The sequence below is a fragment of the Bradyrhizobium sp. Rc2d genome (assembly GCF_900099855.1).
Lineage (GTDB): Bacteria > Pseudomonadota > Alphaproteobacteria > Rhizobiales > Xanthobacteraceae > Bradyrhizobium.
The window spans coordinates 32,434-54,751 of sequence record NZ_FNCU01000004.1; the positions used below are offsets into that span (position 1 = coordinate 32,434).

20 protein-coding genes are annotated in these 22,318 nt (G+C 65.3%); 13 read left to right on the forward strand and 7 right to left on the reverse strand.

The features are described from left to right. Window positions 1-3 precede the first annotated feature (3 nt). Window positions 4-468 carry a GNAT family N-acetyltransferase gene (locus tag BLV07_RS07930; protein WP_091883000.1) on the forward strand — a complete coding sequence of 155 codons (465 nt, stop codon included), beginning with the start codon at window positions 4-6 and terminating at the stop codon, window positions 466-468. Next, window positions 465-1,061, forward strand: a complete 597-nt coding sequence (locus BLV07_RS07935; RefSeq protein ID WP_091882237.1) for a glutathione S-transferase family protein — start codon at window positions 465-467, stop codon at window positions 1,059-1,061. Before BLV07_RS07930 ends, BLV07_RS07935 begins: the two co-directional genes overlap by 4 nt. A 127-nt stretch (window positions 1,062-1,188) precedes the next feature. Here BLV07_RS07935 and fabI read toward each other — a convergent pair whose 3' ends face one another. The 3 genes from fabI to fabA form a co-directional block, all read right to left on the reverse strand. Continuing rightward, the gene (gene fabI / locus BLV07_RS07940) at window positions 1,189-1,986 is read right to left on the reverse strand and encodes an enoyl-ACP reductase FabI (protein ID WP_091882240.1); all 798 of its coding nucleotides are present in this window, start codon (window positions 1,984-1,986) and stop codon (window positions 1,189-1,191) included. 173 nt (window positions 1,987-2,159) lie between these two features. Continuing rightward, entirely contained in the window at window positions 2,160-3,383 is a 1,224-nt protein-coding gene (fabB, locus tag BLV07_RS07945) for a beta-ketoacyl-ACP synthase I (protein WP_091882243.1), read from the reverse strand. Between the two features lie 39 nt (window positions 3,384-3,422). Then, window positions 3,423-3,944, reverse strand: a complete 522-nt coding sequence (gene fabA / locus BLV07_RS07950; RefSeq protein WP_091882246.1) for a 3-hydroxyacyl-[acyl-carrier-protein] dehydratase FabA — start codon at window positions 3,942-3,944, stop codon at window positions 3,423-3,425. A gap of 351 nt (window positions 3,945-4,295) precedes the next feature. On the opposite strand from fabA, the gene irrA reads away from it, so the two are divergent. Further along, entirely contained in the window at window positions 4,296-4,787 is a 492-nt protein-coding gene (irrA, locus tag BLV07_RS07955) for an iron response transcriptional regulator IrrA (protein ID WP_091882249.1), read from the forward strand. Window positions 4,788-4,889: 102 nt separating this feature from the next. On the opposite strand, the gene BLV07_RS07960 is transcribed toward irrA, so the two are convergent. Then, window positions 4,890-5,420: an SH3 domain-containing protein gene (locus tag BLV07_RS07960; protein ID WP_091882252.1), complete on the reverse strand. Its 531-nt coding sequence runs from the start codon at window positions 5,418-5,420 to the stop codon at window positions 4,890-4,892. Between the two features lie 332 nt (window positions 5,421-5,752). Here BLV07_RS07960 and BLV07_RS07965 point away from each other — a divergent pair, with 332 nt between their 5' ends. Continuing rightward, window positions 5,753-6,754 carry a 2-hydroxyacid dehydrogenase gene (locus BLV07_RS07965; RefSeq protein ID WP_091883003.1) on the forward strand — a complete coding sequence of 334 codons (1,002 nt, stop codon included), beginning with the start codon at window positions 5,753-5,755 and terminating at the stop codon, window positions 6,752-6,754. Here BLV07_RS07965 and BLV07_RS07970 read toward each other — a convergent pair. Further along, window positions 6,751-7,662, reverse strand: coding sequence for a LysR family transcriptional regulator (locus BLV07_RS07970; protein WP_091882255.1), 912 nt, complete (start codon window positions 7,660-7,662; stop codon window positions 6,751-6,753). The genes BLV07_RS07965 and BLV07_RS07970 overlap by 4 nt on opposite strands. Before the next feature lie 120 nt (window positions 7,663-7,782). Between BLV07_RS07970 and BLV07_RS07975 the strand changes: the two genes are divergently transcribed. Next, complete coding sequence (locus BLV07_RS07975; protein ID WP_091882258.1) at window positions 7,783-8,790, forward strand: aldo/keto reductase; 1,008 nt, start codon at window positions 7,783-7,785, stop codon at window positions 8,788-8,790. A gap of 6 nt (window positions 8,791-8,796) precedes the next feature. Here BLV07_RS07975 and BLV07_RS07980 read toward each other — a convergent pair whose 3' ends face one another. After that, on the reverse strand, window positions 8,797-9,600 hold the full coding sequence (locus BLV07_RS07980) for a HesA/MoeB/ThiF family protein (RefSeq protein WP_091882261.1): 804 nt from the start codon (window positions 9,598-9,600) through the stop codon (window positions 8,797-8,799). Between the two features lie 233 nt (window positions 9,601-9,833). Between BLV07_RS07980 and BLV07_RS07985 the strand changes: the two genes are divergently transcribed. Both BLV07_RS07985 and BLV07_RS07990 read left to right on the forward strand, forming a co-directional pair. Beyond that, on the forward strand, window positions 9,834-11,201 hold the full coding sequence (locus tag BLV07_RS07985) for a serine protease (protein ID WP_176945406.1): 1,368 nt from the start codon (window positions 9,834-9,836) through the stop codon (window positions 11,199-11,201). Window positions 11,202-11,561: 360 nt separating this feature from the next. Beyond that, on the forward strand, window positions 11,562-12,305 hold the full coding sequence (locus BLV07_RS07990) for a nucleotide-binding protein (RefSeq protein WP_091882264.1): 744 nt from the start codon (window positions 11,562-11,564) through the stop codon (window positions 12,303-12,305). Between the two features lie 276 nt (window positions 12,306-12,581). On the opposite strand, the gene mutM is transcribed toward BLV07_RS07990, so the two are convergent. Then, window positions 12,582-13,490 (reverse strand): bifunctional DNA-formamidopyrimidine glycosylase/DNA-(apurinic or apyrimidinic site) lyase, encoded by a 909-nt coding sequence (gene mutM / locus BLV07_RS07995; RefSeq protein WP_091882267.1) that lies wholly within the window; start codon window positions 13,488-13,490, stop codon window positions 12,582-12,584. Window positions 13,491-13,571: 81 nt separating this feature from the next. Here mutM and ubiE point away from each other — a divergent pair, with 81 nt between their 5' ends. From ubiE to tsaE, 6 genes are all read left to right on the forward strand, one after another. Next, window positions 13,572-14,333, forward strand: coding sequence for a bifunctional demethylmenaquinone methyltransferase/2-methoxy-6-polyprenyl-1,4-benzoquinol methylase UbiE (gene ubiE, locus BLV07_RS08000; protein WP_091882272.1), 762 nt, complete (start codon window positions 13,572-13,574; stop codon window positions 14,331-14,333). Next, on the forward strand, window positions 14,330-15,904 hold the full coding sequence (gene ubiB, locus BLV07_RS08005; RefSeq protein ID WP_091882276.1) for a 2-polyprenylphenol 6-hydroxylase: 1,575 nt from the start codon (window positions 14,330-14,332) through the stop codon (window positions 15,902-15,904). Before ubiE ends, ubiB begins: the two co-directional genes overlap by 4 nt. A gap of 56 nt (window positions 15,905-15,960) precedes the next feature. Next, complete coding sequence (gene coaBC, locus BLV07_RS08010; RefSeq protein WP_091882279.1) at window positions 15,961-17,412, forward strand: bifunctional phosphopantothenoylcysteine decarboxylase/phosphopantothenate--cysteine ligase CoaBC; 1,452 nt, start codon at window positions 15,961-15,963, stop codon at window positions 17,410-17,412. Continuing rightward, complete coding sequence (dut, locus tag BLV07_RS08015; RefSeq protein WP_091882282.1) at window positions 17,409-17,867, forward strand: dUTP diphosphatase; 459 nt, start codon at window positions 17,409-17,411, stop codon at window positions 17,865-17,867. The genes coaBC and dut overlap by 4 nt, the downstream gene beginning before the upstream one ends. A 371-nt stretch (window positions 17,868-18,238) precedes the next feature. Beyond that, window positions 18,239-20,743, forward strand: a complete 2,505-nt coding sequence (locus tag BLV07_RS08020; protein ID WP_091882285.1) for a sensor histidine kinase — start codon at window positions 18,239-18,241, stop codon at window positions 20,741-20,743. Then, entirely contained in the window at window positions 20,740-22,260 is a 1,521-nt protein-coding gene (gene tsaE, locus BLV07_RS08025; RefSeq protein WP_091882288.1) for a tRNA (adenosine(37)-N6)-threonylcarbamoyltransferase complex ATPase subunit type 1 TsaE, read from the forward strand. The genes BLV07_RS08020 and tsaE overlap by 4 nt, the downstream gene beginning before the upstream one ends. The last annotated feature ends 58 nt before the right edge of the window (window positions 22,261-22,318 follow it).

The window sequence follows — 22,318 nt, forward strand, 5'->3', positions numbered from 1 at the left end:
CGGATGCCGCATCCGATCATCCGCCCTGCGCGCGCCGACGAACATGACGAGATCGGCCGCGTCTGGATGGAGAGCTGGGTCTCGACCGGCCTCGCCGAGGCCAGCGATTTCCTGCTGGCAAATCTGCGCGCGCGCGTCCGGCGCGAGATCGAGAACGGCTGGAGCCTGTTCGTCGCCGACGACAACGGCACGATCGCCGCGATGCTGGCGCTACATCTGCCCAAGCGCTATCTCGATATGCTTTTCGTCGCGCCCGCCTATCAGAGCCAATCGCTCGGCCGGCAATTGCTCGCCTTCACACGCACGCAACTGCCTGATGAGATGTACCTGCGCTGCGTGCGCGAGAACGAAAAGGCCTGGCGTTGGTACGAGCGCGAGGGATTTGTATTCGAGAAGGAAGAGGTCGAACCGTCGAACGGGTTCGTGATGAAGTATTATCGGTGGAAGAACAAGGGAAACGCGTCATGATCAAGCTCTATTGGTCGCCCCGCTCGCGCTCGTTCACGACGCTCTGGCTGATGGAGGAGAGCGGCCTCACCTATGAGCGCGTGCTGACCGATATTTCGACCGGTGCGCAAAAGGCGCCGGACTATTTGAAGATCAATCCGATGGGCAAGGTGCCGGCGCTGACCGACGGCGACGCCGCACTCGGCGAGGCCGCCGCGATCTGCGCCTACATTGGCGATCGCTATCCCGAGACCAAGCTCGCTCCCGCTGTGACCGATCCGCGCCGCGCGCGCTATCTGCAATGGCTGTTCTTCTCGCCGGGCTGCATCGAGCCCGCCATCATCCAGATCTACACCAAGATCGAGATCCCGACCTCGACCGCGGCCTGGGGCAGCGCGACGCAGGTCTTCGACGTGCTGGAAGCCGCGCTCGCGAAGGGACCGTGGATTCTCGGCGAGGAGTTCTCAGCCGCCGACATCACCATCGGCTCCGGCCTGAACTTCGCGGTGCGACTGTTCAAGATGGTGCCGTCGCGCCCGGCGTTCGATGCCTATCTCGCGCGCTGCATGGCGCGGCCGGCATTCCAGCGCGCCGAGAAGATCGCGGTGGGGTGAGCACACGTTCAACTGTCATCGTCCGCGAAGGCGGACGATCCAGTATTCCAGAGACAACAGTGATAGATTGAGATGGCGCGGCGTACTGGATGCCCCGCCTTCGCGGGGCATGACAACTCGCCGCCGCCTATTCCGCCTTCAAATCGTCAGGCCTCGGCATCAGGATGATGTTGTAGCCGGAATCGACGTAGTGGATTTCGCCGGTCACGCCGCCGGAGAGATCCGACAGCAGATACAGCGCCGAGCCGCCGAGCTCTTCGAGCGTGACGCCGCGGCGCAGCGGCGCATGCTTCTGCTGGAATGCGAACATCGCCCGCGCCTCGCCGATGCCGGAGCCGGCGAGCGTGCGGATGGGGCCTGCGGAGATCGCGTTGACGCGGATGCCGCGCGGCCCGAAATCGGCGGCGAGATAGCGCACGGAGGCTTCCAGCGCCGCCTTGGCCACGCCCATCACGTTGTAGTTCGGCATCGCGCGCTCCGAGGCGCCGAAGGTCAGCGTGATCATGCTGCCGCCCTCTGTCATCAGCTCGGCGGCGCGTTTTGCGACCTCCGTGAAGGAGAAACAGGAGATCACCATGGTGCGCGAGAAATTCTCGCGGCTGGTGTCGGCGTAGCGGCCCTTCAGCTCGTTCTTGTCGGCAAAGCCGATCGCGTGGATCACGAAATCGAGCTGGCCCCACTTGTCGCGGAGCGCAGCAAAGGTCGCATCGACGCTGGCGATATCCTCGACGTCGCACGGCAGCACCAGATCGATGCCGAGCTGCTCCGCCAGCGGCTTGACGCGCTTACCCAGGGCCTCGCCCTGGAAGGTGAAGGCGAGCTCGGCGCCGTGGGCATGCAATGTCTTCGCCATGCCCCAGGCGATCGAATGATCATTGGCGATGCCCATGATCAGACCGCGCTTGCCTTTCATCAATCCTTCCATCTCACGATCACCTTCCGCTTTCGTCATGCCCGGGCATAGCCGTCTGAAGGACGGCGTCGCTTCGCTCGACTATGTCCCGGGCATCCACGCCCTTCGAAACCTGAGGCCAAGACGTGGATGGCCGGGACAAGCCCGGGCATGACGAGAAAATCAACGGTGCGCCAACAACGCCGTCACGCATCCAGCCGGCTGAATACCAGCGTGGCGTTGGTGCCGCCGAAGCCGAAGGAGTTCGACAGCACGGTGCCGATCTTGACGTTGTCGATGCGCTTGCGCACGATCGGCATGTCCGCGAATACGGGATCGAGCTCCTGGATGTGCGCGCTCTCGCAGATGAAGCCGTTGTTCATCATCAGCAGCGAATAGATCGCTTCCTGCACGCCGGTGGCGCCCAGCGAGTGACCGGTCAGCGCCTTGGTCGCCGAGATCGGCGGGCACTTCTCGCCGACGCCGAAAACTCTGCGGATCGCCTCGATCTCCGGCGGATCGCCGGCGGGCGTCGAGGTCGCGTGCGGATTGATGTAGTCGACCTTGGTCTTCACCGTCGACATCGCCATGCGCATGCAGCGCTCGGCGCCTTCGCCTGATGGCGCGACCATGTCGTAACCGTCCGAGGTCGCGCCATAACCGACGATCTCGCCATAGATGCGCGCGCCGCGCGCCTTGGCATGCTCGAGCTCTTCCAGCACCAGCACGCCGGCGCCGCCGGCGATGACGAAGCCGTCGCGATTGACGTCGTAGGGACGCGAGGCAGTGGCGGGCGTGTCGTTGTATTTCGAGGACATCGCGCCCATGGCGTCGAACAGCACCGACAGCGACCAGTCCAGCTCTTCGCAGCCGCCGGCGAAGATGACGTCCTGCTTGCCGATCTGGATCGTCTCATAGGCGTTGCCGACACAATGGTTCGACGTCGCACAGGCCGAGGAGATCGAATAGTTCACGCCCTTGATCTTGAACCAGGTCGCAAGCGTCGCGGAGGCCGTGGACGACATCGCCTTCGGCACGGCAAACGGTCCGACGCGCTTCGGTCCCTTGCTGCGGGTGATGTCGGCGGATTCGACGATGGTGCGCGCCGAGGGGCCGCCGGAGCCCATGATGATGCCGGTGCGGATGTTGGAGACTTCGTCAGGCGACAGACCGGAATCCTGGATCGCCTGCTCCATCGCGACGTGATTCCACGCCGCGCCCTGCCCGAGGAAACGCATGGCACGGCGGTCGACCACCGTCGCAGGATCGAGCGTCGGCTCGCCTTGCACCTGCGAACGGAAGCCGAGCTCGGCATATTTCTCAGCCCGCGAAATGCCCGACTTCGCCTCGTGCAGGCTCGCAAGCACTTCCTGGGTGTTGTTTCCGATCGACGAGACAATGCCCATCCCGGTGACCACAACCCGCCTCATGACAGCCTCGCCTAAATCGTTGCCTTCTTGGTGATGCGCTCAGCCCAGGCTCGTGCCCTGCTTGAACAGGCCGACCTTCAGGTCCTTGGCGCGATAAATAATCTGGTCATCGACCGAAAGCCACCCGTCGGCGATACCGAGCACGAGCTTTGAACGCATCACGCGTTTGATATCGACGTTGTACACAACCTTGCGGGCCTCGGGCAGCACCTGGCCGCCGAACTTCAGCTCGCTGAGGCCGAGCGCGCGGCCGCGACCTTCGCCACCGATCCAGCCGAGATAGAAGCCGACCATCTGCCACAGCGCATCGAGGCCGAGACAACCGGGCATCACCGGATCGTTCTTGAAGTGGCAGCCGAAGAACCAGAGGTCGGGTTTCACGTCGAGCTCGGCGCGCACCAGGCCCTTGCCGAACTCCCCGCCATTGTCGCTAATTTCCGTGATGCGGTCGAACATGAGCATCGGCGGCAGCGGCAACTGGGCATTGCCCGGGCCGAACATCTCGCCGCGGGCACACGCCAGCAGATCTTCGTATTCGTAACCGTTGCGCCTGTTCAGCATGCACGAGCCTCTGTTCTAATCCCGATTGAGCGACGTTTTTTGGCGAAAATGGGCCCCATCTCGGTCGGAGAGCAACGCCAATTGCCATCGTCAGGCGCACCTCCCGCAAGCCCCGATGGACTGCGGACGGGCCGCCATGCCTGGCTGCGCCAAAATCGGCTAAGCGGAACCGCGCGCTCTCTAACACAGGCATTTCGGGTCGCAAAGCGCGTCCATGAAGGTAAAATGACCGCTCCCCTCGACCGGTTCCAAGCCTGATTAGAACCTCTCTAGTTGCGAGAAACTTGCATCTGCATCTTTCTGTTCTTATATTGCAGGGAGATATTGTTCACGCGTGCCCGAAATCTGGAAATGAGCGAGAATACCGCGCCCCATCACGACGACGACGTCCATTCCGCGGCCCTCTTGTCCGGCCGCCAGCCGGCCCTGACCGGCTGCCCGTGGCACGACGTCAACGAAATGCTCCAGTCCGCGGGGCTCCGCCCGACGCGCCAGCGCATGGCGCTCGGCTGGCTCTTGTTCGGCAAGGGTGCGCGCCACCTCACGGCTGAAATGCTCTATGAGGAAGCGACGCTGGCCAAGGTTCCGGTGTCGCTGGCGACCGTCTACAACACGCTGAACCAGCTGACCGATGCCGGCCTGCTGCGCCAGGTCAGCGTCGACGGCACCAAGACCTATTTCGACACCAACGTCACCACGCACCACCACTACTACCTCGAGAACAGCCATGAGCTGGTCGATATCGAGGATCCGCATCTGGCGCTGTCCAAGATGCCTGAAGTGCCCGAGGGGTACGAGATCTCGCGCATCGACATGGTCGTGCGCCTGCGCAAGAAGCGCTGAGATCGTCCTGAAACGCTGAATTCGTCGTCATGGCCGGGCTTGTCCCGGCCATTTTCGTTTCCGGGATGGTGCGCTAGCGCCACCCGGGGTGAGCCCGCGGCGTCAGTTCACCTGCTCGTCCGAGTAGACGCCCCAGAGGCGCTCCTGCTGGATCCAGCCGTCAAAGCCGTTGCCGGTGACGTGGCACCAGTTTGCGGTGCACTTCTTCACCTGCGTGACGACGCCGACCTGGAGCTTGGCTGCAACCGCGCTGTCGGAATCGGGGCGGTCGTAGATCGGCGCGAGGTCGTCCTTGTGCTTCATGGTGACGACCGCGGTACGGCGACCCGACAGCAGCGAGTGATAGACCCAGCCCTCGGCGCCTTCGGAATCGCGCACCCGGCGCCAGTTCTCGAATTCAGCGGTGATTTCGACCGGCAGGCCGGCGCGGGTATAGACCCAGGCCACGTCATTGTCCTTGGTCGGGCCGGCGCGAACGTTGACGTGATCCGACTTGAGGCTGACATAGCGCGGCACCGGCAGCCCGCTGGCGGTCTGGGGGGTGTTGTCCTTCGCCGAATGCGAGGGGCTGACCGAGGCGCTCAACCAGGTACAAACGAGCGCCATCACCGAACAAAAACGCCCCAACGCCATCAACCCGTCTCCTGTCGAAGACCCGGCCAAGCCAGGTCCTCACCCTAAAACCCTGCCGCATCAGCCCCCAATCCCGCCCCATGCGGGTGTTCCCCAAAGCCAGGTCCGCAAGCCCTAACCCGTGGTTCTTGTCTTGGCCCGGCCTTCTGCTAGAGAGGACGGACGCTTGAACAACCAGTTTGCCCCGATTTTCCGGCCGGAAATATCGGGAGAGCTTGAAGGAAATGCCGGGGACGACACGGCAAGGGCAGTGTCGAACAACCGGGTTAATGAGGCCTCAACGGCCGGCCTTTGGTGACAGAGGCGGCCTGCGACGCTTCATGAGGCAGGACATGTCGGTGAAGAAAAAGCCCCTCGTCGTGGTGACGCGCAAGCTGCCGGATTCGATCGAGACGCGGATGCGCGAGTTGTTCGACGCGCGGATCAATCTCGACGACACGCCGATGTCGGCCGATCAGATCGCGGAAGCCGCGCGTACCGCCGACGTGCTGGTTCCGACCGTGACCGACCACATCAGCGCCGATGTCATCAATCAGCCCGACTGCAAGCTCCGCCTGATTGCCAATTTCGGCAACGGCGTCGACAATATCGACGTCGAAGCCGCGCATGCCCGCGGCATCACCGTCACCAACACGCCAAAAGTTCTGACCGAAGATACCGCCGACATGACCATGGCGCTGATCCTCGCGGTGCCCAGGCGGATGATCGAAGGCGCCTCGATCCTGACCGAAGGAAAACCTTGGCCGGGCTGGTCGCCGACCTGGATGCTCGGACACCGCATCGGCGGCAAACGGCTCGGCATCATCGGCATGGGCCGCATCGGCCAGGCGGTGGCGCGCCGCGCCCGCGCCTTCGGCCTGCAGATCCACTATCACAACCGCCGTCCCGTCGCGCCGAAGATCGCCGAAGAGCTGGGCGCGACCTATTGGGAAAGCCTCGACCAGATGCTGGCGCGGATGGACATCATTTCGGTGAACTGTCCGCACACGCCGGCGACCTATCATTTGCTCTCGGCGCGGCGGCTGAAGCTGATTCGGAAAGACGCCTACATCGTCAACACCGCGCGCGGCGAGGTCACTGACGAGGACACGCTGATCAAGCTGATCGAAGGCGGCGAGATCGGCGGCGCCGGCCTCGACGTCTACGAGCACGAGCCCGCGGTCAATCCAAAACTGGTGCGGCTCGCCAAGGCCGGCAAGGTCACGCTGCTGCCGCACATGGGTTCGGCCACGATCGAGGGCCGTGTCGAGATGGGCGAGAAGGTGATCATCAACATCCGCACCTTCCTCGACGCCCACAAGCCGCCGGATCGCGTGCTGCCGAGCATGCTCTAGGATCTATCCGTCTTGCGCTTGCGCCAGTCCGCGACAAAATCGATGAAGGCGCGCAGCGCCGGTGGCACCTGGCGTCGGCTCGGATAGTACAGGAACGGGCCGGGAAACGGCTCGCACCAATCTACCATCAAGCTGACCAGTGCGCCGGACTTCAGGGCTTCGCCGACATAGCCATCGATCGTTGCCCAGATGCCGGCGCCGTCGAGCGCGGCGTGCATGGCCAGGGTCATATTCGTCGAGATCAGCTTGGCCGGCGGATCGACCTTCATGATCTGGCCAGCCCTCTCGAACTCCCAATCGTGCATGACGCCGCTCGAGTAGCGGGCGCGGATGCAATCATGGTCGAGCAGATCCTTCGGATGTTTCGGCCTGCCGCGGCGCGCAAGGTAAGCCGGCGACGCGACGACGACATAGCGCTGCGGGCCGCTCAGCGGAATCGCCACCATGTCCTGCGCGAGATGTTCGCCATAGCGGACGCCGGCGTCAAAGCCGGCACTGACGATGTCGACGAAACCGCTCTCGGAGACGATGTCGAGATCGACCTGCGGATACGCTTGTAGGAACGGCCCGACCATCGGCGCCAGCACAAGGTCGACCGCCGGCGGCGGCGCGTTGATACGCAAGCGGCCCGAGGCGATCTCGCGCAGGCCCCGTACCTGATCCAGGGCATCGCCGACGTCGCGCAAGGCCGGTGCGACGCGTGACAGCAGCAGTTCGCCCGCCTCGGTCAGCGCGACGCTGCGGGTGGTGCGGTTCATCAGGCGGACCCCAAGGCGCTCCTCCAGGTCTCGCAATCGCTGGCTAAGGCTCGACACCGACACGCGAATATCCTGCGCCGCACGCCGGAAATTGCGGGTGCGGGCGACCGCCACGAAGACATCGAGATCGCGCAGGTCAGGCTCGGCCATTGTTCGCCAGAATGAACAAGCCATTCTGGATTGTCCAGCTTATCGGCGCAATCGATAGGGCGCATATCTGCCCTCGTCACGCGGCGTACTCCGCCTGCCGCGTCTTCGAGGAGAGCCATCATGGAACAGCGCAAACTCGGTTCAACCGGCCCCATCGTCTCCACCCTTGGGCTCGGCTGCATGGGCATGTCGGAGGTCTACGGCCCCGCCGATCGCGGCGAGGCCATCGCCACGGTGCATGCGGCGCTCGATGCCGGCATCACGCTGCTGGATACTGGCGATTTCTACGCCATGGGCCACAACGAGATGCTGGTCCGCGAAGCGCTGAAGGACATCGCGCGCGACAGGGTCCAGATCAGCGTCAAGTTCGGCGCGCTGCGCGGCCCGGCCGGCGAATTCGCCGGCATGGATTGTCGGCCGGCAGCGATCAGGAATTTTCTCGCCTATTCGCTGCAACGTCTCGGCACTGACTGCATCGACATCTATCGCCCGGCGCGGCTCGATCCGAACGTGCCCATCGAGGAGACCATCGGCGGCCTCGCCGATCTCGTGAAGGCCGGCTACATCAGGCATATCGGCCTGTCCGAGGTCGGTTCCGACACCATCCGCCGCGCGCATGCCGTGTATCCGATCGCCGATCTCCAGATCGAATATTCGCTGATCGAGCGTGGCATCGAGCCCGATATCCTCAAAACTTGCCGCGAACTCGGCATCGGCATCACGGCCTATGGCGTGCTGGCGCGCGGGCTGATCAGCGGCCATTGGACCAGGGACAGCGGCAAGGCCGGCAAGGACTACCGGCTGATGACGCCGCGCTTCCAGGGCGCAAATCTCGACGCCAATCTCGCGCTGGTGGAATCCCTGCGCGCGATCGCCGCCGAGATCGGCGCAACGCCGGCGCAGGTCGCAATCGCCTGGGTGGCGGCGCAGGGCCAGGAGATCGTGCCGCTGGTCGGCGCGAGAACCCGCACCCGTCTCACCGAAGCGCTCGGCGCGACCAGGGTGACGCTGACACAGGCTCATCTCGCTGCGCTGGCCAAGGCATTTCCGCCGGATGTCGCCGCCGGCACGCGCTATGCGGCCGAGCAGATGGCGCATCTCGACAGCGAGAAGCCGGCCACGAGGTAACGGCGATCAGGTGCGGTGGGCGCTGAGGTCGGTGACGACGGGCCCATCGCCGTTGAGCGGATTGGCCGGATCTCGCCCGTAGCGCAGCGTCTCGAAGCGCATCGCGCGCGCATCGATCATCAGGAGGCGGCCGATGAGTCCATCGCCAAAGCCGACGATCTCGCGGATCGCCTCCAGCGCCATCATCGAGCCGAGCACCCCCGCCAGCGCCCCCATGACGCCGGCCTCCGCGCAGGCCGGCACCGTGCCGGGCGGCGGTGCCTCCGGAAACAGGCAGCGATAGGTCGGATTGAATTCGCCCTGCTCGTTCTTCTCATGTGCGCGTATGGTGGTGAGCGAGCCGTCGAAGGTGCCGAGCGCCGCCGTGATCAGCGGCCGCTTTGCAAAGAAGCAGGCGTCCGAGACCAGATAGCGCGTCGAGAAATTGTCGGAGCCGTCGAGCACGAGGTCGTAGTCGCCGATCAGGCTGAGCGCATTGTCGGCGTTGAGCCAGGTGGCGTGGCCGACGAAACGGACATGCGGATTGAGCGCGGCGATCCGCTCGGCGGCGCTTTCGACTTTGTGCCGGCCGATATCGGGCGTCGTATGGATGACTTGGCGCTGGAGGTTGGACAGCGACACCACGTCGTCATCGACCACGCCGAGCGTGCCGACGCCGGCGGCGGCCAGATACATCAGAGCGGGCGCGCCGAGCCCGCCGGCGCCGATCACCAGCACGGAGGCCCGCTTCAGCGCAGCCTGGCCGGGACCGCCGACATCGCGCAGCACGATATGGCGGGCATAGCGTTCGAGTTCATCCGGGCTCAGCATCGTCGTATGTTCCTCTCGACCCTCATGGTGAGAAGGCGCAAAGCGCCGTCTCGAACCATGAAGGGCCCCGATCTCGCCCGTGGCCATCCTTCGAGACGCCGCCTTGAGGCCGCTCCTCAGGAAGAGGACTTGAGTTCGTGGCCTCTATCGCCACCTGAACCACCGCATCATTGGTCGCGACCAAGGAGATGTGCTTCAATGACATGGCGTTCAATGGGCTGGCTGGATTTGTCATGAGATCGATGCTTGCGGCAACACTGATGTTTGCGGCTGCCACAGGCGCGAACGCCCAGAACGCCCAGATGACGGCGCCACAGGTCCCCGGCACCAAGCCGAAGACGGTGCAGACCGTGCCGATCCAGCCTCCGGCGATGCAGACGCCGTCGGCCACAGCGGATGCCATGGCAAGAGCTGAGCGGCTGGCGCTCCAGTCCGACCTCGCCTGGGTCGGCCAGTACAACGGCGCCATCACCGGCGACGTCAGCGAGCGCATGGTCAACGCCATCAAGGAGTACCAGAAGGCCAAGGGCGGCAAGCCGACCGGCGTGCTCAATCCGCAGGAGCGCGCCGCGCTCGCCGAGACGGCACGAAAGAAACAGGAGAGCGTCGGCTGGAAGATCGTGACGGAGCCGACCAGCGGCGCCCGGCTCGGCATCCCCGGCAAGCTGGTGCCGCAGCAGGCGAGCGACGCCAACGGTTCGAAATGGACTTCGCCGACCGGCACGGTTCAGGTGCTGCTCAGCCGCCGCAAAGAGGCGAACCCGACCTCGGCGAAACTCGCCGACTTGGAGAAGGAGCCGTCCGGGCGCAAGGTCGATTACACCGTGGTGAAGCCCGACTTCTTCGTGCTGTCGGGATTGCAGGGCCTGAAGAAGTTTTATGTCCGCGGCACCTTCAAAGGCGACGAGGTCCGCACCATGACAATCCTCTACGATCAGGCGACCGAGAACACGGTCGAGCCGGTCGTGATCGCGATGTCGAGCGCCTTCAATGCATTTCCGTCGGGACCGCAAGCCGGGCCGCCGCCGCGCAAGACCGTCGAATACGGCACCGGCATTGTCGTCAGCGACGATGGTGCGATCGTCACTGACCGCCTCGTCACCGATGGCTGTCTCGCGATCACGATCGCGGGCTATGGCAGCGCCGACCGTCTCGCCGAGGACAAGGAGCACGATCTCGCGCTCCTGCACATTTACGGCGCGCGCGGCCTGAAGCCGCTCAGCCTCGTCGGCGGTACGGCAAAGACGAGTGTCGATGTCGTCGGTATCGCCGATCCGCAGAGCCAGGGCGGCGCGGCCGGCGTGTCGAGCCTCAAGTCCGCGCTGGCGCCGGTCGCATCAAGCAGTTCCGCATTATCGCCGCCACCATCGGTGGGATTCTCCGGCAGCCCGGCCATTGACGCCGACGGCAAGTTCGCCGGCATTGCGCTGCTGAAGCCGGCGATGGTCGCGGGCCCCGCGACATCAATGTCGGCGTCACAGGCGGTGATGGTCGCCGCGGAGACGGTGCGCGATTTCCTCAAGGCGAACGCCGTCATCGCAAACGGCACATCGACCGATGCAAGGGCGGCCGTCGTGCGCGTGATCTGCGTGCGCAAATAAGTCTCGTGTCCCGGACGCGCTGCAACGCCCCAGCGTTGCTGCGCAGAGCCGGGACCCAGGCCACTACAAATCCTGTGCAAGAGTTTCTGGGCCCCGGCTCAGCAGCGCATCACTGCGTGCTGCGCTGCGTCCGGGGCACGAGATCAATCGGCACGCATCCTACGTACGACTACGGGTCCGGTAATGGTACGGATTCGCTGGCATTCGCTATTCCGCCATCATCGTTGCCATTGATTCGGACCTCCGCGATCCCCTTTGGATCGGGCCGGCACGTCCTGAGCGAGAAGAGCTCAGCATCGAGATCGATGCACGTTCGCGTGGCGTATTCCTGACCCAAGCATTCCAAAGGATTGATCTTCAATGCACACGATCGTACTGGCCACCCAAAAGGGTGGCAGCGGCAAGAGCACGCTTGCCATCGGCCTCGCGCTCGCAGCTCAGCAAGCCGGCTTCACCGTCCGCCTGATCGAGACCGACCCGCAGGGCACCCTGTCCAGCTGGCAGCGCCGCCGCACCACCGAGGATCTCGTCGTCGAGCCGATCTATCACGCCGCCGACATCGCGCCGCGCCTGCAAATGCTGGCCGACAGCGGCCTCCAGCTCGCGATCGTCGACACCGCAGCCGGTCTCAGCGCCGCCACCACGGCTGCGATCCGCCATTCCGATCTCTGCCTGATCCCGGCCCGCCCGAGCGTCGCCGACATCGAGGCGACCGCTTCGACGCTCAGCGTCGCGCGCGCCTGGAAGCGCCACTTTGCCTTCGTGCTGAACCAGACCCCGATCCGCGGCCAGCGCATCGACAATGCCGCCAGCACCCTGGCCGAGGAAGCCGCGCTCGATCTTGCCGAGGTGCTCGCGCGTCCGCTGATCGTGATGCGCAACGATCACCAGGACTCACTCGCGAACGGTCTCGCGGTCAGCGAATTCGCGCCGAACGGCAAATCGGCGGACGAGATCCGCGGCCTCTGGCACTGGATCGAGACCCGGCTCGAACTCTCCGCCACGACCCATCTGCTGGCCAGCCAGATGATGTCGGCTGCGGACGGCATGCTGCATGTCAGCGCCGAGCTTTCGGCGGACGAGACCAAGATACTGGCGTCCTGAGCGGGGCGATCGCTCGGACGGCAGCGGGCTCTTCACTATCCGGTTGAAGAGCCCAAGCGACGAAGCAATCCGGCCACCAGCCCGGCCGGGTTGCTTCGCTTCTCTTTTGGGGGAGAGGCTCGACCTACCCGTCATTGCGAGCGAAGCGAAGCAATCCAGAGTACCTCCGCGGTGACAGTCTGGATTGCTTCGTCGCAAGAGCTCCTCGCAATGACGGAGTGCGGTAGGCATATCGGCTAGCAGAAACTCACCTTCTGTCGGCCGCTCGCCTGATCCTCACTTCTGACATTTCGGACACCAGAAGGTCGACCGGCCGTTCTGCGTAAACCGCTTGATGGTGCCGCCGCAGCCCGGCGTCGTGCATTTCTCGCCCTCGCGGTCATAGACCCTAAACGAGTGCTGGAAATAGCCGAGCTCGCCCGAGGTCTGACGGTGATCGCGCAGTGACGATCCGCCGGCCTTGATGGCATCGTTCAGCACGGTGTGGATCGCGCCGACCAATCGCTTGGCATGGTCCGTCGGCTCGCCCCCGGCAACGCCCTTGCGTTGTCCGGCCTTGGTCGACAACGTCGCGGCGATCCGGCGCGGCGACAGATGCGAGCGGTGCAGCGCTTCACAGACATAGATGTTGCCGAGCCCCGCCACCACGCGCTGGTCGAGCAGCGCCGCCTTCAGGCTGGTGGTCTTGCCGGCACAGGACCGCGCCAGCATCGCGGCATCGAACTCGTTGCCGAGCGGCTCGGGGCCGAGCCCACGCAGTAGCGGCTCGTCTTCGAGCGCCTTGCGCGCGATCACCTTCATGTAACCGAAGCGGCGCGGGTCGTTGAAGACGATGTCGGCGCCCGAGGACATCCGAAACAGCACGTGGTCGTGCGCCGAGTCCTTGCCGCGGGGATAGTGAAACTCGCCGGGCTGCGCGGCATCGTTGTCCGGCTTGATGACGCGGAACGAGCCCGACATGCCCAGATGCATCAGGAGCACGTCGCCGGAGGCGAGATCGGCCATGAGATATTTTGCGCGGCGGCCGAGCCCGGTGACGACCTGCCCCTTGAGCCGCGCCACGAAGTCCGGCTGGAACGGAAAGCGCAAATCCGGCCGCCGGGCCTCCGCAACAAGGATTTTCGCACCCTCCATGACGGGCTGAAGGCCGCGGCGGACGGTCTCGACTTCGGGCAATTCAGGCATGGTCAGGCATTCACCTTATGAGGGCGGTGTGATAGCGCCATTGCGGCGGGCGCGCTATGGTCCGCCTCGTGGAGTAGAGTAATGGATCGGCCGGGCGAAACCACGCATTTTGGCTTCAGGGACGTCCCCTTAGGGGACAAGCAGACGCTGGTGAACGATGTGTTTCACAGCGTGGCCTCGCGCTATGATCTCATGAACGACCTGATGTCCGGTGGCCTGCACCGGGTCTGGAAGGACATCATGATCAACGCGCTCGACCCGCCGAGGAGCGGCCGGCCGTTCGCGCTGCTCGATGTCGCCGGCGGCACCGGTGACATCTCGTTCCGCGCCGCCAAGGCGGCAGGCTCGGGCTTCCATGCCACCGTCTGCGACATCAACACCGACATGCTCGCCGTGGGCCGCGAGCGCGCCGCCAAGCGGCATCTTGAGACCCAGGTTGATTTCGTCGAGGGCAATGCCGAAACGCTCGCCTTCGCCGATCGCAGCTTCGATGCCTATACGATCGCCTTCGGCATCCGCAACGTGCCGCAGATCGACCTTGCGCTCCGCGAGGCCTATCGCGTGCTCAAGCCCGGCAGCCGTTTCCTGTGCTTGGAATTCTCGACCGTCGAGATGCCGGGCCTCGATCGCCTCTATGACTTGTTCTCGTTCAAGGTGATCCCGCCGCTTGGCCGCATGGTCACGGGCGACGCCGAGTCCTACCAGTACCTGGTCGAATCGATCCGCAAGTTTCCAAAGCCAGGCGTCTTCGCCGACATGATCCGCGACGCAGGCTTTTCCCGCGTCAGCTGGCAGACACTCAGCGGCGGCATCGTCGCATTGCATTCAGGCTGGCGTTTGTGATCTCTGCCATTAGCCACATTGCGCGCCTGATCCGCGCCGCGTTCGTGTTCGCGCGCGAAGGCGTGTTCGGCTCGGTCGATCGCAGCCTGGTGCCGCCGCCGGGACAGCTCGCGCTGAAGCTGGCCCGCCTCATCGAGCGGCGCGGCGTCAAGCACGGTCCGCGGATATCGCGAGCCCTCACCCGAATGGGCCCGGCCTATCTCAAGCTCGGGCAGTTCCTGGCAACGCGCCCCGACGTCGTCGGCGTCATCATGGCGCGCGATCTCGAAAGCCTCCAGGATCGCCTGCCGCCGTTTTCGCAAGCCGAAGCGGAGGCGGCGATCACGACGTCGCTGGAACGGCCGCTGACGGATGTGTTTGCGAGCTTCGGCCCCCCAGTCGCGGCCGCCTCGATTGCGCAGGTGCATCGCGGCGAGGTCATGCGCGACGGCATCCGCAAGCCGGTTGCGATCAAGGTGCTCCGGCCCAACGTCGCCGCACGTTTCCGCCGCGACCTCTCCGACTTTTTCTTCGTCGCGCACAAGGCCGAAGCCTATTCTTCCGAGGCACGGCGCCTGCGCCTCATCGAAGTCATCAACACCATGTCGCGCTCGGTCGCGATGGAGATGGATCTGCGGCTGGAGGCCGCGGCGCTGTCGGAGATGGCGGAGAACACGCGCGACGACCCTGATTTCCGCGTGCCGATCGTCGACTGGGATCGCACCACGCACAACGTGCTGACGATGGAGTGGATCGACGGCATCGCGCTGAACGATCACAAGCGCCTTGCAGAGGCGCAGGTCGACCTGCCCGATCTCGGCCGCAAGGTGATCCAGAGCTTTTTGCGGCACGCGCTGCGCGACGGCTTCTTCCACGCCGACATGCATCCGGGCAATCTGTTCCTGGATGATACCGGCCGTCTCGTCGCGGTCGATTTCGGCATCATGGGCCGGCTCGGGATGAAGGAGCGGCGCTTCCTCGCCGAGATCCTGCTCGGCTTCATCACCCGCGACTACCGCCGCGTCGCCGAGGTGCATTTCGAGGCGGGCTATGTGCCCGCGCATCATTCGGTCGAGAATTTCGCGCAAGCGATCCGCGCCATCGGCGAGCCGATCCACAACCGCACCGCCGAGGAGATCTCGATGGCGCGGCTGTTGACGCTGCTGCTCGAGGTCACCGGCCTGTTCGACATGAGGACGCGGCCCGAGCTGATTCTGCTGCAAAAGACCATGGTCGTGGTCGAGGGCGTGGCGCGCGGCTTCGATCCCAAGCTCGACATCTGGAAGGTCGCGGACCCCGTGGTGCGCGAATGGATCGAGCGCAATCTCGGGCCGATCGGCCGGGTCCAGGGCGCGCTGGCGGGGACCGGAGACATTGCGCGCGTGCTGATGCGCCTGCCGGAGATCGCCGAGCGGTCGGTGAAGGTGCTGGAGCAGCTCGAGACCATGACGCGGGAGGGCATAGGGCTGTCGCCGGAGAGCATCGCCGCGATGGGCCGCAGCGAGGGCCGCAAGAACCGCGGGCGCACCGTGGCGCTCTGGATCATCGCCGCGACCTTCATCGGCATTCTGATCGCCGTCCGGAATCTGTGATTGCACTGCAATCACACGAATGATAGCATCGCGATCATTCCGTGCTGGAGGGCGTCATGGCAAGCCTGACCATCCGCAAGCTCGACGACGCCGTCAAAACCTATCTGCGGCTGCGCTCGGCCAAGAACCACAGGTCAGTCGAGGAAGAGGTCCGGGTCATCCTGCGGGAGCTGATCGAGGGCCGCGAGGAGCCGCTGACGCCGTTTGCGGTGCCGCCTGCGGCAGCCTCAGCCCCGACACCCCAACGTATCAGCGCCGCTCCCGAGGCCAGCGTCACCCTGATCATCGGCGGCGGCATCGCAGCCTACAAGTCGCTCGACCTGATCCGAAGGCTCAAGGAACGGCGCGTCGAGGTGCGTTGCGTGTTGACCAAGGCAGCGCAGCAATTCGTCACGCCGCTGGCGGTGAGCGCGCTGTCGCATGAGCGCGTCTACACCGACCTGTTCGACCCCCAGAGCGAGTTCGATGCCGGCCATATCAGGCTCGCGCGCGACTGCGATCTGATCGTGGTGGCGCCGGCGACCGCCGACCTCCTGGCCAAGATGGCGAACGGCCATGCCGACGATCTCGCCAGCGCCATCCTGCTCGCGACCAATCGCAAGGTGCTGCTGGCGCCGGCGATGAACCCGCTGATGTGGAACAACGCGGCGACGCGTCGCAACGTCGCGCAGCTCCAGCGCGACGGCGTGGTGTTGGTCGGGCCGAATTCCGGCGAGATGGCGGAGGCCGGGGAAGCCGGAACCGGTCGCATGTCGGAGGCGATCGAGATCGCCAATGCCGCCGAGCGGCTGCTGCGGCCGCCCGTGCCGCGCCCACTCGCCGGCAAGCGCGTGCTGATCACCGCAGGACCCACGCACGAGCCGATCGATCCGGTGCGCTACATCGCCAATCGCTCCTCCGGCAAGCAGGGCTTTGCCATCGCCGCCGCTGCCCAGGCCGCCGGCGCCGAGGTGATCCTCGTCAGCGGCCCGGTCGATCTCAGCGATCCCCAGGGCGTGACGGTGAAGCATGTCGAATCGGCACGGCAGATGCTGGAGCAGGTACAGGCCGCGCTCCCCGCCGACATCGCGATCTTCGCCGCCGCGGTCGCCGACTGGCGCGTCGCCAACGAGGGCGAGCAGAAGCTGAAGAAGACCTCGGCCGGCATGCCCCCGCTTCAATTGGTCGAGAACCCCGACATCCTCGCCACCATCTCCAAGCTGACCGACAAGCGGCCGCCGCTGGTGATCGGCTTTGCCGCCGAGACCGAGCATCTCATCGACAACGCCAAATCAAAACTCGCGCGCAAGGGCTGCGACTGGATCGTCGCCAACGATGTCTCGCCGGCCACCGGCGTGATGGGCGGCGACCGCAACACCGTGCACCTGATCAGCCGCAAGAACGGTGAGAAGAATGGCGAGATCGCAGTTGATTCCTGGCCGGTGATGACCAAGGAACAGGTCGCCATCGAACTGGTCGCGCATGTCGCAAGGAGCGTGGCCGACAAATCCCGGGAGCGGGCATCTTGAGCACCAAAGTCACGGTCGAACTGCAACGCCTCGCCCATGCCGATGGCCTGCCGCTGCCTACCTATCAGACCGCCGAGGCCGCCGGGCTCGATCTGATGGCTGCGGTTCCGGAAAGCGAGCCGTTGACGCTCGCGCCCGGCCAATACGCGCTGGTGCCGACGGGCCTCGCAATCGCCTTGCCGCCGGGCCACGAGGCCCAGGTGCGGCCGCGCTCGGGGCTTGCCGCCAAGCACGGCGTCACCGTGCTGAACTCGCCGGGCACGATCGACGCGGACTATCGCGGCGAGATCAAGGTGATCCTGATCAATCACGGCGCGGCGCCCTTCGTGATCAAGCGCGGCGAGCGCATCGCCCAGCTGGTGATCGCGCCCGTGGTGCAGGCCGCGCTGGTTCCCGTGGCCACCTTGTCGACGACCGATCGCGGCGCCGGCGGTTTTGGTTCGACCGGCCGCTAGTTCTTCACCTCTCCCGCTTGCGGGAGAGGTCGCGGAGCGAAGCGACGCGGGTGAGGGCTCTTGCCTCCGGGGGATTGTCCCGTTGGGGAGACACCCTCTCCCCACCCCTCCCCCGCAAGCGGGGGAGGGAGCACACCTGCTTCGCAGTGGCGGTCTTACCCGAATCTTCATCGCCCGCTAACGCGCGACAGCTCCAGCCGAATCACCCGAAGAACTACGTGCGTTGGAACATCGTGCCCGGCATTTTTGGGGGGCCGCCTTTGCGTTCACGATCTGGACTCTTACCGCCGGAGTCGCGGTGAGGGTATTGTCTTTTGATTCGCGCGCGACGGGGGTCGCCGCGCGCAAATCCGTGCGATCTTGGGGCAACTATGTCAGGCGTGATCGTGTCGATGCGTCGGACGCTGTTGTCGTGCACATCGTTGGCGCGCAACGGCTTGTTGGGAAGCGCTTTCGCGGCGCTGCTGCCGGCTGCGCCGGCTGAGGCCGCCGACCTCGTCGACACTCTCTCCATCATGCTGGATTTCAACCGGCAGGAACTCGCGGTGCTCGCCACCGCACTGGCCCTGCTCGGCTTCTCGGTGGTGGCGGCGATCCTGTTGATGCGCACGCGCGTGCGCACGGCGGATAACGAGGCGCGGCTGCGCGCCCGGATCGGGGAACTGCAACTCCAGGCCGACCGCTTCGGCGCCCTGCTGTTCGCCGAGCCGCAGATCCTGATCTCCTGGCCGGCCGGCGACAACCGCGCGCAGATTTCCGGCGACATCTCGATGGTGCTACCGCGCGATTCTTCGCCGCAGCGCGTGCTCGCATTCGGAACCTGGCTGCCGCCGGAACCGGCGCTGCAGATGGATCACGCCGTCGATGCGCTGCGCCAGCACGGCGACGGGTTCCAACTGACGCTGACCACCGCGCATGGCCATACGCTGGAAGCCATCGGCCGCGCCATCGGCGGCCAGGCCATTGTCAGGATTCGCGAACTCTCCGGGCTCCGGCGCGATCTGGCCGAGACCAATCTGCGTTACAAGGCGCTCTCCGACGAGACCGAGATGCTGCGCGGCTTCGCCGCCGCTTCCCCATGGCCGATCTGGGCCAAGGGCGAGAACGGCGCACTGACCTACGCCAACCCCGCCTATGTGCGCGCGACCGAGGCGAACAGCGTCACCGATGCCCAGGAGCGCAAGCTCGAGCTGCTCGACAGCGCCGACCGCACCGCAATGGACCGGGGACTGAAGGACGCCGCCAACTTCAACTCGCGGCTGCCGATCGTGATCGGCGGCGAACGGCGCATGTATGACGTGCGCGCGGTCAATGTCGGCAGCGGCAGCGTCGGCGTCGCCATCGATGCCAGCGAGGCGGATGCGCTGAGCTCGGCCCTCGTACGCATGGCGGAGGCGCATCGCCGTACGCTCGACCAGCTCTCCTCGGGCGTGGCCGTGTTCGACGGTCAGCGCCGGCTTGCCTTTTACAACGATTCCTATCGGCGATTGTGGGATCTCGACCGCACCTTCCTCGACGCCAACCCTGATGATTCCAGCGTGCTCGACCAGCTCCGCGCCGCGCGCAAATTGCCGGAGCAGCCGGACTTCCGCGCCTGGAAGGCCAAGCTGCACGAGGCCTACCGCGCGGTCGAGACCGCCAAGGACACCTGGTTCCTGCCCGACGGCCGCGCCCTCTCGGTCGTCACCACGCCGAACCCGGAAGGCGGCGTCACCTATCTGTTCGACGACGTCACCGAGAGCCTCGACCTCGCCCGCCGCTTCGACGGCCTGATCCGCGTGCAGCGCGAGACGCTCGACAGCCTCGCCGAAGGCGTCGCGGTGTTCGGCAGCAATGGCAAGGCGCAGCTGTTCAACCCGGCCTTCGCCCGGATGTGGAAGCTGTCCAGCGATGCCATGCGCGGCGAGCCGCATATCCAGACGGTCGAAGGCTGGTGTCATCAGCTGTTCGACGACCCCGGCGTCTGGCGCCAGATCCGCGAAGCCATCACCTCGATCGAGAACCGCGCCGACATCCCGCTCAAGCTGGAACGCAAGGACGGCAGCGTGCTTCATGGCATGATCCGCCCGCTGCCTGACGGCGCGACCATGTTGACGTTCCAAGACATTACTGACACCGAGAATGTCGAGCGCGCGCTGCGCGAGCGCAACGAGGCGCTGGAGGCTGCCGACCAGATGAAGGTGGATTTCGTCCACCACGTCTCCTACGAGCTGCGCTCGCCGCTCACCACCATCATCGGCTTCGCGCATTTCCTCAGCGATCCCTCAACCGGGCCGCTGACGCCGAAGCAGGCCGAATATCTCGACTACGTCACCAAATCGACCAACGCGCTGCTGGCGCTGACCAACAACATCCTCGATCTCGCCACCATCGACGCCGGCGCGATGAAGCTGGAACTCGGCCCGGTCGACGTCAGCAAGACCATCGAGCTCGCCGCCGAGGGCATCCAGGACCGCCTCGCCACCGACCGCATCCGCCTCAAGGTCGAAATCGCGCCCGACATCGGCAGCTTCATCGGCGACGAGAAGCGCGTGGTGCAGGTGCTCTATAACCTCCTCGCCAACGCCGTCGGGTTTTCTCCACAGGATTCCACCGTCGGCATCAGCGCACGCCGCACTGAACGCAGCGTGGTCTTCACCGTGACAGATTCCGGGCCTGGAATACCTGCCGACATGAAGGACAAGGTGTTCAACTGGTTCGAAAGCCGTTCGCAGGGCTCGCGTCACCGCGGCGCCGGGCTCGGCCTGTCGCTGGTGCGCTCCTTCGTCGAGCTGCATGGCGGCAAGGTGCGGGTGGATTCGATCGTCGGCCGGGGCACGGTCGTGATCTGCGATTTCCCGACCGACCAGGCGGCGCATCGCGACGCCGCCGAATGACCGAACCAACCACATTCTCCGTCGCGCTCCACAACGAGACGGCCACTGCGCAATTGATGGCCGACCTTGCGCTGCTGGTCGGCCCGGGCGATGTCATCACACTCACCGGTGATCTCGGCGCCGGCAAGACCGCGGCGGCGCGCAGCCTGATCCGCTATCTCGCCGGCGACGACGCGCTGGAAGTGCCGAGCCCGACCTTCACGCTGGTGCAGGGCTACGAGCTGCCGCCCTTCCCGGTGATGCATGCCGATCTCTATCGCGTCGAGGACGAGAGCGAGCTCGAGGAGATCGGGCTGTCGCCGCTCCCCGATGCCACCCTCGTTCTGATCGAATGGCCCGAGCGTGCGCCGTCGGCGATGCCGGAAGATCGCATCGACATCGCGCTGACGCACCGGCCGGCGCTGGGCTCGAATGCACGCGCGGCCGACATCACCGGTTACGGCAAGGGCGCCGCGCAGGTCGCGCGGCTGAAGGCGCTGCGCGAATTCCTCGATGCATCCGGCTATATCGACGCGACGCGTCGGCGCATGGACGGCGATGCCTCGACCCGCTCCTATGCGCGGCTGCTGCGCGACGGCGAGATCGTCATCCTCATGAACTTTCCGCAGCGGCCCGACGGCGCGGCTCTCTATAACGGAAAGTCCTACAGCGCTGCGGTGCATCTCGCCGAGAACGTCAAGCCGTTCGTCGCAATCGACGAAGGTCTGCGCGCACAGGGAATCTCCGCCCCCGCGATCCATCATTCCGATCTCGACCATGGCTTTCTGATCACCGAAGATTTCGGCAGCGAAGGCGTGATCGAAGGTGATCCGCCGCGCCCGATTCCCGAGCGCTACGAGGCCGCGACCGATGTGCTGGCAATGCTGCACGGCAAGACGCTGCCGGAAACACTCCCGCTCGCAGATCAGACCTACGCTATTCCGGTCTTCGACACCGAGGCGCTGCTGATCGAGATCGGGTTGATGCCGGAATGGTATCTGCCCGATCGCAATGCGCCGCTGAGCGAGGAGGCGCGCGCCGAGTTTTTCGCGATGTGGCGCGAGCTCTTGAAGAAACCCTTGGCGGCGCAGCGGACGTGGATCATCCGCGACTATCACTCGCCGAACCTGATCTGGCTTGGCAATCGCAGCGGCATCGAACGCGTCGGCGTGATCGACTTCCAGGACACCGTGCTCGGTCCGCAATCCTACGATGTGGTGTCGCTGCTCCAGGACGCCCGCATCGACGTGCCGGAAAGCCTCGAGCTGACGCTGCTGTCGCGCTACATCAAGGCGCGCCGCGCCGCCGATGCCAGCTTCGATCCGGCCGGCTTCGCCGAGCTCTACGCCATCATGTCGGCGCAGCGAAACACCCGCCTGCTCGGCACCTTTGCCCGGCTCAATCGCCGCGACGGCAAGCCGCATTATCTGCGTCACCAGCCGCGGATCTGGACCTATCTCCAGCGCTCGCTGGCGCATCCCGCGCTCACCCATCTGCGCGAGTGGTATCTCGCCAACGTCCCGCCGCCGCAGCCCTAATCCGGGGCCCGATTTACCGGCCGTTAGCCAAGATGTCGCTATTCTGGCGGCGAGGCAG

Excerpts from the sequence above, each read along its gene's own strand:
- BLV07_RS07930 (WP_091883000.1), top strand. The coding sequence starts at position 4 with ATGCCGCATCCGATCATCCGCCCTGCGCGCGCCGACGAACATGACGAG.
- BLV07_RS07935 (WP_091882237.1), top strand. The coding sequence starts at position 465 with ATGATCAAGCTCTATTGGTCGCCCCGCTCGCGCTCGTTCACGACGCTC.
- fabI (WP_091882240.1), bottom strand. The coding sequence starts at position 1,986 with ATGGAAGGATTGATGAAAGGCAAGCGCGGTCTGATCATGGGCATCGCC.
- fabB (WP_091882243.1), bottom strand. The coding sequence starts at position 3,383 with ATGAGGCGGGTTGTGGTCACCGGGATGGGCATTGTCTCGTCGATCGGA.
- fabA (WP_091882246.1), bottom strand. The coding sequence starts at position 3,944 with ATGCTGAACAGGCGCAACGGTTACGAATACGAAGATCTGCTGGCGTGT.
- irrA (WP_091882249.1), top strand. The coding sequence starts at position 4,296 with ATGAGCGAGAATACCGCGCCCCATCACGACGACGACGTCCATTCCGCG.
- BLV07_RS07960 (WP_091882252.1), bottom strand. The coding sequence starts at position 5,420 with ATGGCGTTGGGGCGTTTTTGTTCGGTGATGGCGCTCGTTTGTACCTGG.
- BLV07_RS07965 (WP_091883003.1), top strand. The coding sequence starts at position 5,753 with ATGTCGGTGAAGAAAAAGCCCCTCGTCGTGGTGACGCGCAAGCTGCCG.
- BLV07_RS07970 (WP_091882255.1), bottom strand. The coding sequence starts at position 7,662 with ATGGCCGAGCCTGACCTGCGCGATCTCGATGTCTTCGTGGCGGTCGCC.
- BLV07_RS07975 (WP_091882258.1), top strand. The coding sequence starts at position 7,783 with ATGGAACAGCGCAAACTCGGTTCAACCGGCCCCATCGTCTCCACCCTT.
- BLV07_RS07980 (WP_091882261.1), bottom strand. The coding sequence starts at position 9,600 with ATGCTGAGCCCGGATGAACTCGAACGCTATGCCCGCCATATCGTGCTG.
- BLV07_RS07985 (WP_176945406.1), top strand. The coding sequence starts at position 9,834 with ATGAGATCGATGCTTGCGGCAACACTGATGTTTGCGGCTGCCACAGGC.
- BLV07_RS07990 (WP_091882264.1), top strand. The coding sequence starts at position 11,562 with ATGCACACGATCGTACTGGCCACCCAAAAGGGTGGCAGCGGCAAGAGC.
- mutM (WP_091882267.1), bottom strand. The coding sequence starts at position 13,490 with ATGCCTGAATTGCCCGAAGTCGAGACCGTCCGCCGCGGCCTTCAGCCC.
- ubiE (WP_091882272.1), top strand. The coding sequence starts at position 13,572 with ATGGATCGGCCGGGCGAAACCACGCATTTTGGCTTCAGGGACGTCCCC.
- coaBC (WP_091882279.1), top strand. The coding sequence starts at position 15,961 with ATGGCAAGCCTGACCATCCGCAAGCTCGACGACGCCGTCAAAACCTAT.
- BLV07_RS08020 (WP_091882285.1), top strand. The coding sequence starts at position 18,239 with ATGTCAGGCGTGATCGTGTCGATGCGTCGGACGCTGTTGTCGTGCACA.
- tsaE (WP_091882288.1), top strand. The coding sequence starts at position 20,740 with ATGACCGAACCAACCACATTCTCCGTCGCGCTCCACAACGAGACGGCC.